Annotated in this window: 13 protein-coding genes, 1 tRNA gene and 2 pseudogenes; 4 read left to right on the forward strand and 12 right to left on the reverse strand. The window is 68.5% G+C overall.

Annotation, left to right across the window (positions count from 1 at the left end):
* Positions 1-98: 98 nt before the first annotated feature.
* The 5 genes and pseudogenes from ABD927_RS08520 to ispB form a co-directional block, all read right to left on the reverse strand.
* A pseudogene (locus tag ABD927_RS08520) lies at positions 99-1,642 on the reverse strand (malonate--CoA ligase).
* Between the two features lie 90 nt (positions 1,643-1,732).
* Positions 1,733-1,948, reverse strand: coding sequence for a type II toxin-antitoxin system VapC family toxin (locus tag ABD927_RS08525; protein WP_345248298.1), 216 nt, complete (start codon positions 1,946-1,948; stop codon positions 1,733-1,735).
* 152 nt (positions 1,949-2,100) lie between these two features.
* Positions 2,101-2,172 (reverse strand): annotated as a pseudogene (locus ABD927_RS24540) (hypothetical protein); the annotation flags it as partial.
* Positions 2,173-2,416: 244 nt separating this feature from the next.
* Positions 2,417-2,493, reverse strand: a tRNA-Pro gene (locus ABD927_RS08535).
* Between the two features lie 239 nt (positions 2,494-2,732).
* Complete coding sequence (gene ispB / locus ABD927_RS08540) at positions 2,733-3,698, reverse strand: octaprenyl diphosphate synthase (RefSeq protein ID WP_345248300.1); 966 nt, start codon at positions 3,696-3,698, stop codon at positions 2,733-2,735.
* Between the two features lie 164 nt (positions 3,699-3,862).
* Between ispB and rplU the strand changes: the two genes are divergently transcribed.
* The 4 genes from rplU to proB all read left to right on the forward strand — a co-directional run bounded on the left by rplU (position 3,863) and on the right by proB (position 6,997).
* Positions 3,863-4,174: a 50S ribosomal protein L21 gene (gene rplU / locus ABD927_RS08545; protein ID WP_345248302.1), complete on the forward strand. Its 312-nt coding sequence runs from the start codon at positions 3,863-3,865 to the stop codon at positions 4,172-4,174.
* Positions 4,175-4,225: 51 nt separating this feature from the next.
* Positions 4,226-4,483 carry a 50S ribosomal protein L27 gene (rpmA, locus tag ABD927_RS08550; RefSeq protein WP_345248304.1) on the forward strand — a complete coding sequence of 86 codons (258 nt, stop codon included), beginning with the start codon at positions 4,226-4,228 and terminating at the stop codon, positions 4,481-4,483.
* A 156-nt stretch (positions 4,484-4,639) separates the two neighbouring features.
* Positions 4,640-5,815: a GTPase ObgE gene (gene obgE, locus ABD927_RS08555; protein ID WP_345248306.1), complete on the forward strand. Its 1,176-nt coding sequence runs from the start codon at positions 4,640-4,642 to the stop codon at positions 5,813-5,815.
* A gap of 57 nt (positions 5,816-5,872) precedes the next feature.
* Entirely contained in the window at positions 5,873-6,997 is a 1,125-nt protein-coding gene (proB, locus tag ABD927_RS08560; RefSeq protein ID WP_345248308.1) for a glutamate 5-kinase, read from the forward strand.
* Positions 6,998-7,165: 168 nt separating this feature from the next.
* Here the strand turns inward: proB and ABD927_RS08565 are convergent, their stop codons facing one another.
* The 7 genes from ABD927_RS08565 to ABD927_RS08595 form a co-directional block, all read right to left on the reverse strand.
* Entirely contained in the window at positions 7,166-8,260 is a 1,095-nt protein-coding gene (locus ABD927_RS08565) for an amidohydrolase family protein (protein ID WP_345248310.1), read from the reverse strand.
* A gap of 64 nt (positions 8,261-8,324) precedes the next feature.
* The gene (locus tag ABD927_RS08570) at positions 8,325-9,056 is read right to left on the reverse strand and encodes an ABC transporter ATP-binding protein (protein ID WP_345248312.1); all 732 of its coding nucleotides are present in this window, start codon (positions 9,054-9,056) and stop codon (positions 8,325-8,327) included.
* A 3-nt stretch (positions 9,057-9,059) separates the two neighbouring features.
* Entirely contained in the window at positions 9,060-9,809 is a 750-nt protein-coding gene (locus ABD927_RS08575) for an ABC transporter ATP-binding protein (RefSeq protein WP_345248314.1), read from the reverse strand.
* Positions 9,806-10,933: a branched-chain amino acid ABC transporter permease gene (locus ABD927_RS08580; protein ID WP_345248316.1), complete on the reverse strand. Its 1,128-nt coding sequence runs from the start codon at positions 10,931-10,933 to the stop codon at positions 9,806-9,808. Before ABD927_RS08580 ends, ABD927_RS08575 begins: the two co-directional genes overlap by 4 nt.
* A gap of 11 nt (positions 10,934-10,944) precedes the next feature.
* On the reverse strand, positions 10,945-11,805 hold the full coding sequence (locus tag ABD927_RS08585; RefSeq protein WP_345248318.1) for a branched-chain amino acid ABC transporter permease: 861 nt from the start codon (positions 11,803-11,805) through the stop codon (positions 10,945-10,947).
* 18 nt (positions 11,806-11,823) lie between these two features.
* Positions 11,824-13,242 carry an ABC transporter substrate-binding protein gene (locus ABD927_RS08590; RefSeq protein WP_345248320.1) on the reverse strand — a complete coding sequence of 473 codons (1,419 nt, stop codon included), beginning with the start codon at positions 13,240-13,242 and terminating at the stop codon, positions 11,824-11,826.
* A gap of 265 nt (positions 13,243-13,507) precedes the next feature.
* On the reverse strand, positions 13,508-14,080 hold the full coding sequence (locus tag ABD927_RS08595; RefSeq protein ID WP_345248322.1) for a CNP1-like family protein: 573 nt from the start codon (positions 14,078-14,080) through the stop codon (positions 13,508-13,510).
* Positions 14,081-14,100: the final 20 nt, after the last annotated feature.

Genomic DNA, 14,100 nt, shown 5'->3' on the forward strand with positions numbered 1-14,100 from the left:
GATGATAGAGAGCAGCCGACAAGACTGTCAAGCTGGAGAACAGGGGAGGGCCAGGAACAGGTCGATAAAGAGAACTTCCGTTCTCTTTTATCCGGCCGTCAGAATGAGGCGTATTGCTGCCGCAGCACGTTTTTCTGCACCTTGCCCATGGTGTTGCGCGGCAATTCGCCGGCGACATGGATGCGCTTGGGCACCTTGAAATTGGCGATCATGCCCTTGAGCCTGGCGATCATGGCGGCCTCGTCGAGGCCGGCCCCCGGCCGGGGCACGACCACGGCCACCACGGCCTCGCCCAAGTCGGGATGCGGCACCCCTACCACTGCGCTTTCGGCCACCCCGGGCATCTCGTCGATGAAGCCCTCGATTTCCTTCGGATAGACGTTGAAGCCCCCGGAGATGATGAGATCCTTGCTGCGGCCCACGATGGACAGATAGCCGTCGGGCACCTCGCGCCCGCCGGCCTGGCCGCCCCACCGGCCCACGTCGCCGGTCTTGAACCAGCCGTCGGCGCTGAACTCCTGCCGGGTCTTCTCCGGCATGCGCCAATAGCCCTGGAACACATTGGGGCCACGCACTTCGATATTGCCGATCTCGCCCGGCGCGCAGGGCCGGCCGGCGTCGTCCACCACACGCACCGATACGCCGGGCAGCGGCATGCCCACGGTGCCGCCCAGGCGTTCGCCCTGGGCCGGGTCGTAGGGATTGGACACCAGCATATTGGTCTCGCTCATGCCGTAGCGTTCGAGGATGGTATGGCCGGTACGCTCGCGAAAGGCGTTGAAGGTTTCCATCAACAGCGGCGCCGAGCCGGACACGAACAGGCGCATGTTGCGGCAGGCCGCGCGGCCGAAGCCGGGCTCGGCCAGCAGGCGCACGTAGTAGGTGGGCACGCCCATCATCACCGTGCAGCGCGGCAGCAGCCGCAGCGCCGCGGCCACGTCCAGGCGGGGCAGCCATATCATCCGGGCGCCGGCCAGCAGCGCGCCCTGCGCCGCCACGAACAGGCCGTGCACGTGGAAGATGGGCAGCATGTGCAGCAGCACGTCGTCGCCGCGCCAGCCCCAGTACGCATGCAGCACCTTCACGTTGGCGGCCAGGTTGCCGTGGCTCAGCATCGCGCCCTTGCTGCGCCCGGTGGTGCCCGAGGTATAGAGGATGGCGGCCAGGTCGTCTTCCGCGCGGGGAACGATCGGCGCCTCGTCGGCGAACGGCGCGGCGGCGTCGAGCAGCGAGCCGCCGATGTCGTCGTTCAGCGTGTAGACGTGGCCGGTGCCGGCGCGCCGGGCTGCCTGCTCCACCCAGGCCAGGTTCGCGTCGCCGCACACCACCACCGCGGGCTCGGCATCGCCCAGGAAGTAATCGATCTCGGCTTCGCGGTAGGCGGTGTTGAGCGGCAGGTAGACGTAGCCGGCGCGCAGCGTGGCCAGGTACAGCATCAACGCTTCGGGCGACTTCTCCACATAGGCCGCGACCCGGGCGCCTTCGGGCAGGCCCAGCGAACGCAGCAGATTGGCGATGCGGGCGCTGCCGCGGGCCATGTCGTTCCAGGTGTGTAGCAGCCCGAGCCCGGCGCTTCGATGCACGGCGTATCGCGGTCGGCGGGGAAACCCGATTCGAGCAAGGCGTAGAGATTGGCGTTCATGAAGTCCTGGCTGGCCTGGGAAGGATGGCGCCAGGGTAAAGGGCAACGCCGGCCGGCACAAGGCGCGTCATCTGCCCGTAGGCCCGTGAATCAAACCTTGCGTACGGGGCCGGGGTATTCGCTCACCCGCTCATCGGCCGTCACGACGTAGCCGTTGTCGAGCAAAGCCCTGCGCAGCAGGCGGGGATCGACTTCGAAATCCTGCCGCCCCAGGCCAAGCTTGATGGCAATTTCCCGCAGGCTCGCAACACTGAACAAGAGCGTGTTGTCGGCATCTTCGATCAGGCGCCGCGCCGCCTCGGACAATCGACGGGATCGCCGGCCGCCCACAGCAATAGGCGGGTATCCAGCAAGAGCTTCACGTGTTGCCGCCGAAGGGTTGCGATTTCATCCTCGCCCATGAGATCGAAATCGTCCGGCACCTTGATCTGGCCGGCCATGAAGCCAAGACGCCTGGCCTAGCCACGCGCGGCAGCATCCACCGCGACGACCTTCACCATCGGCTTGCCAGCCTTGGCGATGATGAACGACTCGCCTTTGGCCGCCCGGTCGACGAGGCGGGATAGATGGGCTTGGCTTCGTGTATGTTGACGGTTTCCACGGCACGCTCAAGGTTTTTTGAACTAAGTCCGCTTAGTTTATCTACGACCGAAGCACGGACGCCACACGCGCTGCACGCAAAAAAGCCGGCATCGCTTGCGCAATACCGGCCTCGGCGTAGAGTGCGACCAACGGCAATGCCGCTGCCACCCAGGTGTTCCTATCAGCGAAAAGTGGTCGGGGCGAGAGGATTCGAACCTCCGACTCCTGCGTCCCGAACGCAGTACTCTACCAGGCTGAGCTACGCCCCGACTTGATCCGCTGCCCCGGCGCGCAACCCGCCGCACCGGCCTTCGCATTTAATGCGAAGAAAAAGATTCTAGCAGGTAATCCCCCAATATGAAAACCACCACCCCCAACAGCCCCCCGCATCCAGGATGCGGCGGATCCGGCTCCGCCGGTCCGCCCGCATCGCCCCCTTGAGGGGGTGCGGCCGCAGGCCGCGCGGGGGTGGGCCCTCCCTCCGGGGCGCGCGAAGCGCGCAGGGGGGCTACCGATCCCTCGAGACGGCGAATGCGGCGAACTGGCGCAGCAGATCGAGGAATTCCGACTCTGGATAGCCCGCCAGCGCCTGCGCCGCGGCGTCGGCCTCGGCCGCGGCGCGGGCGCGGGTGTAGGCCAGCGCGTCGGTGGCGCGGATCGCCGCGCCCACCGCGGCGAAATCTCCCTCGCCGTGCTCGATCGCGTTGCGCACCAGCGCCTGCTGCGCCTCGGTGCCCGTTTCCAGCAAGCGGATCAGCGGCAGCGTGGGCTTGCCCTCGCGCAGGTCGTCGCCCAGGTTCTTGCCCAGCGCCTCGGCCTCGCCGCTGTAGTCGAGCACGTCGTCGATCAGCTGGAAGGCGGTGCCCACGCGCCGGCCGAATTCGGCCGCGGCGGCTTCCTGCTCCGGCGTGGCGCCGGCCAGCACCGCCGCCAGGTGCGCCGAGGCCTCGAACAGCCGCGCCGTCTTGTAGCGCACCACCTGCAGGTAGCGCTCCTCCGTGACGGCCGGGTCGTGCACGTTCAGCAGCTGCAGCACCTCGCCCTCGGCGATCACGTTGGTGGCGTCGGCCAGGATCTGCATCACCCGCACCGAGCCCGTCTCGACCATCATCTGGAACGACCGCGAGTGCAGGAAATCGCCCACCAGCACGCTGGCGGCGTTGCCGAACACCGCGTTGGCGGTGGCCCGGCCGCGCCGCAGGCTGGATTCGTCGACCACGTCGTCGTGCAGCAGCGTGGCGGTATGGATGAACTCGATCACCGCGGCCAGCAGGTGGTGGTGGCTGCCCCGGTAGCCCAGCGCGCGCGCGATCATCAGCAGCAGCGCGGGCCGCATGCGCTTGCCGCCGCCCCCGATGATATAGTCGGCGATGGTGCGGATGAGCGGCACGTCGGAATCGAGGCGCGCCCGGATCACGCCGTCGACGGCTTGCATGTCGTCGGCGAGGGGGGCAAACAGAGTCGGCAGGCTCAAGTGGGATCCGTGGACGAACTGGCCGCCCGGCGGCCAGGGGTAGGGAAACGGAATTATACGGGGCCTGGAAGCAACAACGGTGGCAATTGACGCCACGCTCGTGTTGTTGTTATAGTCTATGGTTCAGCCCCCAACTGGGGGATTTGCCATTCAGAGGTAATCCCATGTACGCGGTCATAAAAACCGGCGGCAAGCAGTATCGCGTCGCCGCCGGCGAAAAACTGAAGATAGAACAGATACCGGCAGACATCGGGCAAGACATCACGCTGGACCAGGTTCTGGCAGTAGGCGAAGGCGACCAGCTCAAGGTCGGCGCCCCGCTGCTGTCGGGAGCGGTCGTCACGGCGAAGGTTCTTGCACATGGCCGCCACGACAAGGTCCGCATCTTCAAGATGCGCCGGCGCAAGCACTACCAGAAGCGCCAGGGCCACCGCCAGAACTACACCGAGATCCAGATCTCGGCCATCAACGCCTGACGGCGCGGCGGTCAATCCGCAGCCCGTCCAGCCTCAAGCAGGAGCGCAAACATGGCACAGAAAAAGGGCGGCGGTTCCACCCGGAACGGCCGCGATTCGGAAGCGAAACGCCTGGGCGTCAAGGCCTTCGGCGGTGAATTGATCAGCGCCGGTTCGATCATCGTGCGCCAGCGCGGCACCCGTTTCCACCCCGGCGTCAACGTCGGCGTGGGCAAGGACCACACGCTGTTCGCGCTGGCCGAAGGCCGCGTGCAGTTCGCGGTCAAGGGCCCGCTGCGCAAGCAGATCGTCTCGATCGTCCCCGCCTGATCCCCCTGCCGGCGAAGCCCGCTTCGCCGGCGCGGCGGCAGGCGCGGCCGGTACGCATCCCAAGTCCTGTCGTTCGCGCGGCAGGACTTTTGTTTTTTCCGGGCCCCCCGGCCCGGGCGGCATCCCGCCGCACCCGCCCCTGAGGCCTGATCCATCATGAAATTCGTCGACGAAGCCACCATCGAAGTCATTGCCGGCAAAGGCGGCAACGGCGTGGCGAGCTTTCGCCGCGAAAAATTCATCCCCATGGGCGGCCCCGACGGCGGCGACGGCGGCCGCGGCGGCACCGTCTACGCGGTGGCCGACCGCAACATCAACACCCTGATCGACTACCGCTACGCCCGCGTGCACCGCGCGCAGAACGGCGAGCAGGGCAGCGGCTCCGACCGCTACGGCGCCGGCGGCAGCGACATCACGCTGCGCATGCCGGTCGGCACCATGGTGTACGACGCCGACACCGGCGAGCTGCTGTTCGACCTCGCCGCGCACGGGCAGAAGGTGGTGCTGGCCGCGGGCGGCGCCGGCGGCCTGGGCAATCTGCACTTCAAGTCCAGCACCAACCGCGCGCCGCGCCAGTTCACCCACGGCCGCCCCGGCGAACACCGCCGGCTGCGCCTGGAACTGAAGGTGCTGGCCGACGTCGGCCTGCTGGGCATGCCCAACGCCGGCAAGTCCACGCTGATCCGCAAGCTTTCCAACGCGCGGCCCAAGGTGGCCGACTACCCTTTCACCACGCTGCACCCGAACCTGGGCGTGGTCCGCACCGACAGCGAACGCAGCTTCGTGATCGCCGACATTCCCGGCCTGATCGAAGGCGCGGCCGAGGGCGCCGGGCTGGGCCACCAGTTCCTGCGCCACCTGTCGCGCACCCGGGTGCTGCTGCACCTGGTCGACGTGGCGCCGCTCGATCCCTCGGTCGACCCGATCCGCGAGGCGCGCGCCATCGTCGAGGAGCTCCGCCGCTACGACCCGGCGCTGTACGAAAAACCCCGCTGGCTGGTGCTGAACAAGATCGACATGGTCGACGACCCGCAAGGCCTGCAGGAAGCGTTCTGCCTGGAACTGGGCTGGACCGGGCCGGTGTTCGCGATCTCGGCGCTGGCCGGCCAGGGCACGCAGGAACTGGCCTGGGCGCTGCAGAACTGGCTGGACGAACAGCGCGAGGCCGAGCACGCGTTCGACGAAGACGCCCGCTTCGCGCCGCCTCCGCAAGACGCCCCGGCAGCCGGCGGCGAACCGGCCGCGCCGCCGGCGCGCCGGCCGAGGCGCGGCGCCCGTCCATCCGCGGCCGCCGAGCCCCCGGGCCCGGGCGACGAGAACGCCGCCGACTGAGCGTCCACGGCCATCTCCGCATCGCCTACCCCGTATCGCAACCGAAGCGTTTTTCCGATGACTACGACATCCGTGATCGCCGATGCCAAGCGGCTGGTCGTCAAAGTAGGCTCTTCGCTGGTCACCGACGACGGCCGCGGACTAGACCGCACCGCGCTGGCGCGCTGGGCCGGCCAGATCGCCCGGCTGCGGGAACTCGGCAAGCAAGTGGTGCTGGTGTCGAGCGGCGCGATCGCCGAAGGCATGCTGCGCCTGGGCTGGAACAAGCGCCCCACCCTGATCCCCGAGCTGCAGGCTGCCGCCGCGGTCGGCCAGATGGGGCTGGCGCAGGCCTACGAAACCAGCTTTTCGCAGCACGGCCTGCACACCGCCCAGGTGCTGCTGACCCACGATGACTTGTCCGACCGCCGCCGCTACCTGAACGCGCGCTCGACCCTGTTCACGCTGCTGCGGCTGGGCGTGGTGCCGATCATCAACGAGAACGACACCGTGGTCACCGACGAGATCAAGTTCGGCGACAACGACACGCTGGGGGCGCTGGTAACCAACCTGGTCGAAGCCGATGCGCTGATCATCCTGACCGACCAGGCGGGGCTGTATTCGGCCGACCCGCGCAAGCATCCCGACGCCCGCTTCATCGCCCATGCCGCGGCCGGCGATCCGGCGCTGGAGGCCATGGCCGGCGGCGCCGGCAGCGGCATCGGCACCGGCGGCATGATCACCAAGGTGATCGCCGCCCGCCGCGCCGCGGGCAGCGGCGCGCACACCGTGATCGCCTCGGGCCGCGAGCCCGAGGTATTGGCGCGGCTGGCGGGCGGCGAATGCATCGGCACCGAGCTGCGCGCGGCGCTGCCGCTGCTGTCGGCCCGCAAGCAGTGGATGGCCGATCATCTGCAGCTGCGCGGCCGGGTCACGCTCGATGCCGGCGCGGCCAAGGCGCTGACGCAGGACGGCAAGAGCCTGCTGCCCATCGGCGTCACGGCGGTGGAAGGCGACTTCGAGCGCGGCGACGTCGTCGCCTGCATCGATGCCGAGGGTCGCGAACTGGCGCGCGGCCTGATCAACTATTCCGCCGGCGACACCCGCCGCATCATGCGCCAGCCGTCGAGCCGGATCGAGGCCATCCTGGGCAGCATGGAAGAGCCCGAGCTGATGCACCGCGACAACCTGGTCATCCGCTGACCCGTCACCGCCCTGCTCGACCCAGGATGCGGCGGATCCGGCTCCGCCGGTCCGCTCGCATCGCCCCTTGAGGGGCGCGCGAAGCGCGTAGGGGTGGACCTTCTCCTTGCGCGCGAAGCGCGTAGGGGTGGGCCTTCTCCTTGCGAAGCGCGTAGGGGTGGGCTCATCTCACTCCGCGTCCAACAGCCGGTCCACCGGCAGCCGATAGGCCCGGCAGGCCGTGCCGAAGAAGAGGTCGGCGCGCTCGCCGGCCGACAGCGAACGGGTCGCCAGCTTGAAGGCATTCCACAGCGCCGTATAGCCGCAGGTCTGCTTGTCGACGGGGAAATTGCCCTCGAACATGCAGCGCGCCGGCCCGAAGGCCTCGATGCAGGCATCGATCAGCGGCCCCCAGGCCTGCGCCAGCTCGGCCGAGGAAGCGGGCCGTTCGCGGTGCTCGAAGCCGAAGCCGAACAAGGGCATGCCCAGGCCGCCGATCTTCACATACACATTCGGCCGCGCGGCCAGCTCGCGCAGGCCCTGCCGCCACCGCGCGACATTGCCCGCGCGATCGGCCCGGTACTCGGCCACGCCGATCAGCCCGCCTACGTGATTCAGCACGATGGCCAGGCCCGGGAAGGCGTCGGCCAGCCCGGCCACGTCGCCCAGCTGGGTATGGTGGACCCAGGCGTCGAAAGAAAGCCCGAGCCGGCCCAGCTGCGCCACGCCCTTCCGGAAGGTGGCGTCTGCCAGCATCCGCGGCCGGTTCATGCTCTTGACGAAGCGCGCGATCTGCCCGCCGTCGTAGGCGGCCGGATGGCGCACCCCGCGCAGGCGCCCCTGGCCGGCGGCCAGTTCCGCTTCCAGCACGTCGGCAACGGCATCGCCGCGCGTCAGGTCGGCATAGGCCACGATGCCCGCCGCCACCTGGCAGGCCGCTCCGCGCGAACCGCGCACCGGCGCCGCCGTCAGGTCCACGATGCGCGCCACCTCGCCCACCGGCCGGAGGTGCTCCGGCCCGTCCGGGTACCACCCCGCCTGGTAGGCCTCCACGTAGACGGTGCCGACGATCCGGTGGCCGCCGCCGAAGTCGCGCTCCAGATCGCCGAGGCGGTAGTAGCTCGAATCGGCCGGCGTGCCGTACAGATGGTGGTGGGCGTCGAGGATGGGCAGCTCCGGCTCCAGCGCCTCTTCCGCCGGGGCGCCGGCATGCCAGGCCAGCAGCTCCGCGGTAGGCCGGTACAGGGTGCCGCGGTACTCGGGGGTGTCGCCTTCAGTCGTCATGGGAATCTTCGCGAAGAGCGGAAGCGCCGGAGGCCATGGCCGGGCCGCGCGCCCCCGGGGGCGGCTAGTGGCCGCCCAGGTACACGCGCTGCAGCAGGTCGCCCTCGCGCAATTCATCGACGAAGGCCTCGGCGGCAACGCGGCCGGTTTCGACCAGGTAGCCGTAGTGGGCATGCCGCAATGCCTTCTCCACCAGTTGTTCCACCAGCAGGATGGCCATGCCGCTGCGGCACAGGTCCGAGGCCACGTCGAGGATCCGGTCGACCACCATGGGCGCCAGCCCGCCCGAGGGTTCGTCGAGGATCAGCAGTTTCGGATCGCCGATCAGGCCCTGCCCGACCGCCAGGATCTGCTGCTGTCCGCCGGACAGGCGCGACGCCATCTGGTGGCGCCGCTCGGCCAGTTCGGGAAACAATTCGTAGATCCGGCCGAGCTTGCCGCGGTCGCCGCGCGAGTTGGCCGCGTAGGTGCCGATCAGCAGGTTGTCTTCCACCGACAGGGTATGGAACACGCGGTGGCCTTCGAGCACCTGGATGATGCCGGCCTTCACGATGTCGCGCGGCCTGGCGCCGCCGAGGTCGCGGCCTTCGAAGCGGACGGTGCCGGTGCGCATCGGCACAAGGCCCGAGATGGCGTGCAGCAGCGAACTCTTGCCGGCGCCGTTGCGGCCCAGCATCACGACGAATTCGCCGGCGCGCACGTCCATCGAAATGCCGTGGACCACTTCCGCCTTGCCATAGGCCACGCGCACGTCGCGCACTTCCAGCAGCGGCGCGCAGGGGCGTTGATTGGCCATCGCTCAGGCCCCCAGGTAGACGCGGATGACTTCGGGATCGGCGCGTACTTCGTCGGGCGTGCCGTGCTTGATCATTTTTCCGGTATTCAGGGTGGTGACGCGGTCGCAGATGCGGAACACGAGATCGGTGTGGTGCTCCACCAGCAGCACGCCGATGCCCGCGTCGCGCAGGGTATGGATCACGTCGGAAAGGTGTTCGATCTCGTTGCCGGTGAGCCCGCCGGCGGGCTCGTCGAGCAGGATGAAGCGCGGCCGCATCGCCAGGCCGCGCGCGATCTCCAGGAAGCGCTGCTCGGCATGATCCAGCAGGTTGGCCCGCCGGTGCATGACGCTGCCCAGGCCGATCCCGTGGATCAGCTCGGCCGCGTAGGCGCGGAACTCGCGGTCTTCCTTGTTCACCTTCGGCAGGCCGAGCGCGGTGGCAAGAAACCCCGAGGTCGAATGCGGCCAGGCGCCCAGCACCACGTTGTCGAGCACCGACAGGGTCGGCATCAGCCGCGGCTTCTGGAAGGTGCGGGCCACGCCGATGCGCGCGCGATGTTGCACCGGCAGGCGCGAAATATCGACCCCGTCGTGCCGGATGGCGCCCGAGGTCAGCTCGTAGTAGCCGGACAGCATGTTCAGCATCGTCGTCTTGCCGCTGCCGTTCGGGCCGATCAGGCCATGCACCTCGCCGGGCAGGATCGAAAGCGACACATGATCGATCGCCGCGATGCCGCCGAAGCGCTTGCAGATGTCGACCACCTCGATCATTGCAATCCTCCACGGCGCAACGCGCCATCTCCAGCGACCGCGCCCGCGCTGTCCCATCCAGGATGCGGCGGATCCGGCTCCGCCGGTCCGCCCGCATCGCCCCCTTGAAAGGTCGCGCGAAGCGCGTAGGGGGTGGACCTTTCAATCGCTCGGGCCAGGCGCGGGAGATCCGGCTTCACGGCCTCGTGCACGACCCGGCGCGGCTTCCAGCGTTCGGAGATCACCTCGAACAGGCGTCCGATGCCCTCCGGAATGACCAGCACCACGACCAGCAGCAGCAAGCCGTAGAAGAAGTTGCCGAGCTTGGCCAGCGGCGCGACCAGTTCGGGCAGGACGGTCAGCACCACGGTACCGATGAACGGCCCGACGATGCTGCCCCGGCCGCCGATGATGATGCAGACGAAGAAGAACAGGCTCAGCTCGAACACGAAGGTATCCGGCGTGATGTAGCTCTGCAGGCTGGCGAACAGCGCCCCGGCGACGCCGGCGGCCACGCCGCTGAACACGAATACCTGCAGCTTGGAACGGAAGATCGGCACGCCCACCGCCTGCGCCGTGACGGGCGTATCGCGGATCGACACCAGCCCCAGGCCCCACATGCGGCGCGCGACGTTCCAGCTCACCAGCGTGACCGCGAGCGCCACCGCCGCCACCAGGTAATAGAAGCCGGCCGGGCCGTCGAACGGCGGCGGGAAGGCCGGCACCGCCAGCCCGGTGCCGCCGCCGGTGAGCCCGTCCTGCGCCAGCGCCACTTCGCCCACGATGAGGGCGAACGCCATGGTCGTCATCGCGAAATAAAAGCCGGGCAGGCGCAGCGACGGCAGGCCCAGCACCAGCCCGCACAGGCCGCCGATGGCGCCGGCTGCAAGCAGCGCCCAGGCCGGATGCAGGCCCAGCGTGCCGGCCAGGATCGAGAAGGTATAGGCGCCGATCGCCAGCAGCCCCACGTGGCCGATGGAAAGCTGGCCGGTGTAGCCGACCACCAGGTTCAGCCCGGCGATCAGGATCCAGTACACGCAGATCAGCGCGGCCAGGTGCAACTGGTACTGGTCGCCCGCGATCCAGGGCAGCGCGACGGCCAGCACGGCGCCGGCGGCCAGCAGATAAGGCTTGCGACGGGACATCGCGGAATCCATTACACCGGCCTCACGTTTCTGGAACCGAATATGCCTTCGGGCTTCACCAGAAGGACGATCATCAGGATGCCGACCGCCACCGTCTGCTGGTATTCGCCGCCGAACCAGTAGCTGGCGAAGGCGTTCAGCAGCCCCAGCGTGGCGCCGCCCACCAGCGCGCCCAGGTTGCTGCCCAGGCCGCCCACGGCCAGCGCGATGAAGCCGTACAGCGTGAGCGTGAGGCCGAGCGCGAAATAGGCGAAGGTCAGCTGCCCGGCGGCGAAGCCGGTCAGGCCGCCCAGCGCGCCCGACAGCATGTAGGAAAGCATGCGGATGCGGTCGGTCGACACGCCGCGCGCGCGGGCGGCGAAAGCGTCTTCCGACATCGCCACGAACAGCTTGCCGTACATGGTGCGCCGGTAGAACAGGCTCAGCCCGGCCGCCATCACCAGGGTGGCCGCGATCGGCAGCCAGAATTTCTGGTCGAGCACGCCGGCGCCGAAATCCTGCGCGATGAAGCGCGGAAAGGGCTTGGGCTCCGTGCCCCACCACAGGCCCACGCCCTGCTGCACCATGGTGGCCAGCGCCAGCGTGCTGAGCAGCCACAGGTGTTCGTCGCTGCGGTTGAGCACGCGGCGGATGGCCAGCAGCTCCGTGGCCCAGCCGAACGCCGTGCCAACCAGCACCGCCCCCAGCAGCGCCAGGCCCCAAGGCACGCCCAGCGCCTGCACGAACCAGGCGCCGAACACGCCGCCCAGCATGGCCGTGTGGCCGGTGGTCATCGACAACACCTTGGAAGTCGAGAACATCACGTTGTAGACCAGCGCGATCGCGGCATACACCATCCCGACCGCCAGCCCCGTGACAACCACAGTCATCATCCTAGTTCCTCCATGTCGCTACTCCCCTTCGACAACGCCCCAACCCACGCTACCCCATCCAGGATGCGGCGGATCCGGCTCCGCCGGTCCGCGCGCATCGCCCCCTTGAGGGGGCGGCCGTAGGCCACGGGGGTGGGCCTCCCCTCCGGTCCGCGCGCATCGCCCCTTGAGGGGGCGGCCGTGGGCCGCGGGGGTGGGCCTCCCTTCCGGTCCGCGCGCATCGCCCCCGGGGGCGCGCGTAAGCGCGTAGGGGGGCTTATCTCGGCGCGCCTGGAAGGCGCCGTCCTTGAAGGTGTTGGCGGCGTTCACCACCAGGCTGCCGTCGGGATAGCCGTTGCGCTCGGCGGGGCCCCAGGTATAGGTGGCGTAGACGCCTTCCAGCCCCTTGGTGTTTTCCAGCGCCTTCTGGATCGCGGCCGGGTCGGTGGAGTTGGCCGACTTGATGGCGTGCTCGATGACCTTGACGGTGTCATAGCCCATCGCCACCCACCAGAACGGCAGGTCGATCTCGCCGCCGCCCAGCCTGGGCCGCATCTTGTCCATCAGCGCCTTGGTGCGCTCCGGCAGCTTGCCGTCCGGGCCGTAGGTCAGGTTCTGGTAGCCGGGGGCGAAGGTGTTCTGCCAATACTCGGGCTTGTTCAGCAGCTGGCGCACCTGGGTGGCCATCAGCGACGGGTGGCCGATCACCGGCACGTTCCACGCCATGCCGCCGCGGGCGTTCAGGATGCGCGCCAGCAGGCCGGTGGACGAGGTCCAGGTCAGCAAGACCTCGGCGCCGGCCGCCTTGGCCTTGTTCATTTCGTCGGTCACGTCGGTCTTGTTGGCGTCCATCAGCACGGAGTAGACCGGCTTGACGCCCTCTTTGGCCATCAGCGAGGTGGCAAGCTTGGCGCTGTTGGCGCCGAAGCCCGAGGTATCGGCGAAGACGGCGATCCTGGTCTTCCTGAGCGTCTTCAGGGCGTAGTCGTTGCCGGCGCCGATCCACTGCTGGTTGGTGGTGACCACGCGGAAGGCGCGCGGGTACTTCTTGGGGTCCGTCAGTTCGTCGACGGTGCTGATCACGATGTTGGGCACCCCGGCACGGGCCAGGACCGGGGTGCTGGCCAGCGCCTCGCCGGAATTGACCGGGCCGACCACGGCCTGCACCTTCTCGCTGAAGGCCAGTTGCTGCGCGAAGTTGACGGCCTTGGTCGGGTCGCCGGCGGTGTCGCGGGTAAGCAGTTCGATCTTCTTGCCGAGGATGCCGCCGCCCTGGTTGATTTCTTCCACCGCCATCTGCACGCCCAGGTTTTCGGCCTGGGCGGCGGCCGACAGCGCGCCGGTGAGGGAGGACAGCCAGCCGATCTTGATCGTTTGCGCGGTAGCGCTACCACTCAGCACGGCCAGGCCGGCGGCCAGGACGAATCGATTCCCGAACTTTGTCCAATGAGGTTTCATGACGTCTCCAGTTTTTTCTTGTGGCGATCGATGCATCGACCGATGCGCGCGAGTTCACGCGGTTCGCACCCGAGACTGTGCGAACGCGCCGATACCGGCTGTTATTTTTTTGACGCGCCCAGTGTGGGGTGCAAAAAACATAATGAAAAATTATTTTTTTGAATAGTGTGATCCCGGAATCGAATGGTAAGGACCACACTTGCGGCAGGGCGCGCCTTGGGCGAAGACGTGCGATGCGTGCCGGCCCGCGTGGTCGGCCGGGGCATCAGGGCTTGTTCTGTTCGGCCGTGAAGTCGCTGTACTGCGACCAGTTGCGCAGGCGGGCGATCAGGTTGGGCACCTTGTCGGTGGCCACGCCGCCGCCGGAGCACAGCACGCCGGCGCGCAGCACGGCCTGCACCGTGTTGGCCTGAACCGGCTGCCACTCGTCGTTGTGGGCGCGCTGCCAGGCGCCGCCCGGCGCCGCCAGCGCCACCAGGCGGTATTCGCGCGTGCCGCAGCGCACCGACTCGTAGCTGATGTTGCGCGAGCCGCGGTCGCTCTGGCTGACGAGCGCGTAGCGCACGATCTGGCCCGGCGCGATCTGCACCGAACGCGGGTCCACCCCGTAGTGGAAGGGGTCGTTGACGTTGAGCGAGTCGACCGGCAGCAGCGTGTCGGACGGCCCCGGCACCGGCGGCAGCAGCGGCCGCAGCGCCTCCCAGCCCGAATCGGGCAGGTTGCGCTGCGCCTCGATGTCGTCCAGCAGGTAATTGCCCTCGCCCCGCTTCGCGGAACCGCAGGCGGCCAGCAGCACGGCGACCGCCACGGCCGCCGTCGAACGCAAAAACAAAGTCATATCGAACCAATCCGCGCGGT

Origin of the sequence: Pigmentiphaga soli (assembly GCF_039541095.1) — a bacterium.
GTDB lineage: Bacteria > Pseudomonadota > Gammaproteobacteria > Burkholderiales > Burkholderiaceae_B > Pigmentiphaga > Pigmentiphaga soli.

Coding starts and splice junctions, on each gene's coding strand:
- obgE (WP_345248306.1), top strand. CDS start 4,640: ATGAAATTCGTCGACGAAGCCACCATCGAAGTCATTGCCGGCAAAGGC.
- ABD927_RS08590 (WP_345248320.1), bottom strand. CDS start 13,242: ATGAAACCTCATTGGACAAAGTTCGGGAATCGATTCGTCCTGGCCGCC.
- ABD927_RS08565 (WP_345248310.1), bottom strand. CDS start 8,260: ATGACGACTGAAGGCGACACCCCCGAGTACCGCGGCACCCTGTACCGG.
- ABD927_RS08580 (WP_345248316.1), bottom strand. CDS start 10,933: ATGTCCCGTCGCAAGCCTTATCTGCTGGCCGCCGGCGCCGTGCTGGCC.
- rplU (WP_345248302.1), top strand. CDS start 3,863: ATGTACGCGGTCATAAAAACCGGCGGCAAGCAGTATCGCGTCGCCGCC.
- ABD927_RS08570 (WP_345248312.1), bottom strand. CDS start 9,056: ATGGCCAATCAACGCCCCTGCGCGCCGCTGCTGGAAGTGCGCGACGTG.
- ABD927_RS08595 (WP_345248322.1), bottom strand. CDS start 14,080: ATGACTTTGTTTTTGCGTTCGACGGCGGCCGTGGCGGTCGCCGTGCTG.
- ABD927_RS08585 (WP_345248318.1), bottom strand. CDS start 11,805: ATGATGACTGTGGTTGTCACGGGGCTGGCGGTCGGGATGGTGTATGCC.
- ABD927_RS08575 (WP_345248314.1), bottom strand. CDS start 9,809: ATGATCGAGGTGGTCGACATCTGCAAGCGCTTCGGCGGCATCGCGGCG.
- proB (WP_345248308.1), top strand. CDS start 5,873: ATGACTACGACATCCGTGATCGCCGATGCCAAGCGGCTGGTCGTCAAA.
- rpmA (WP_345248304.1), top strand. CDS start 4,226: ATGGCACAGAAAAAGGGCGGCGGTTCCACCCGGAACGGCCGCGATTCG.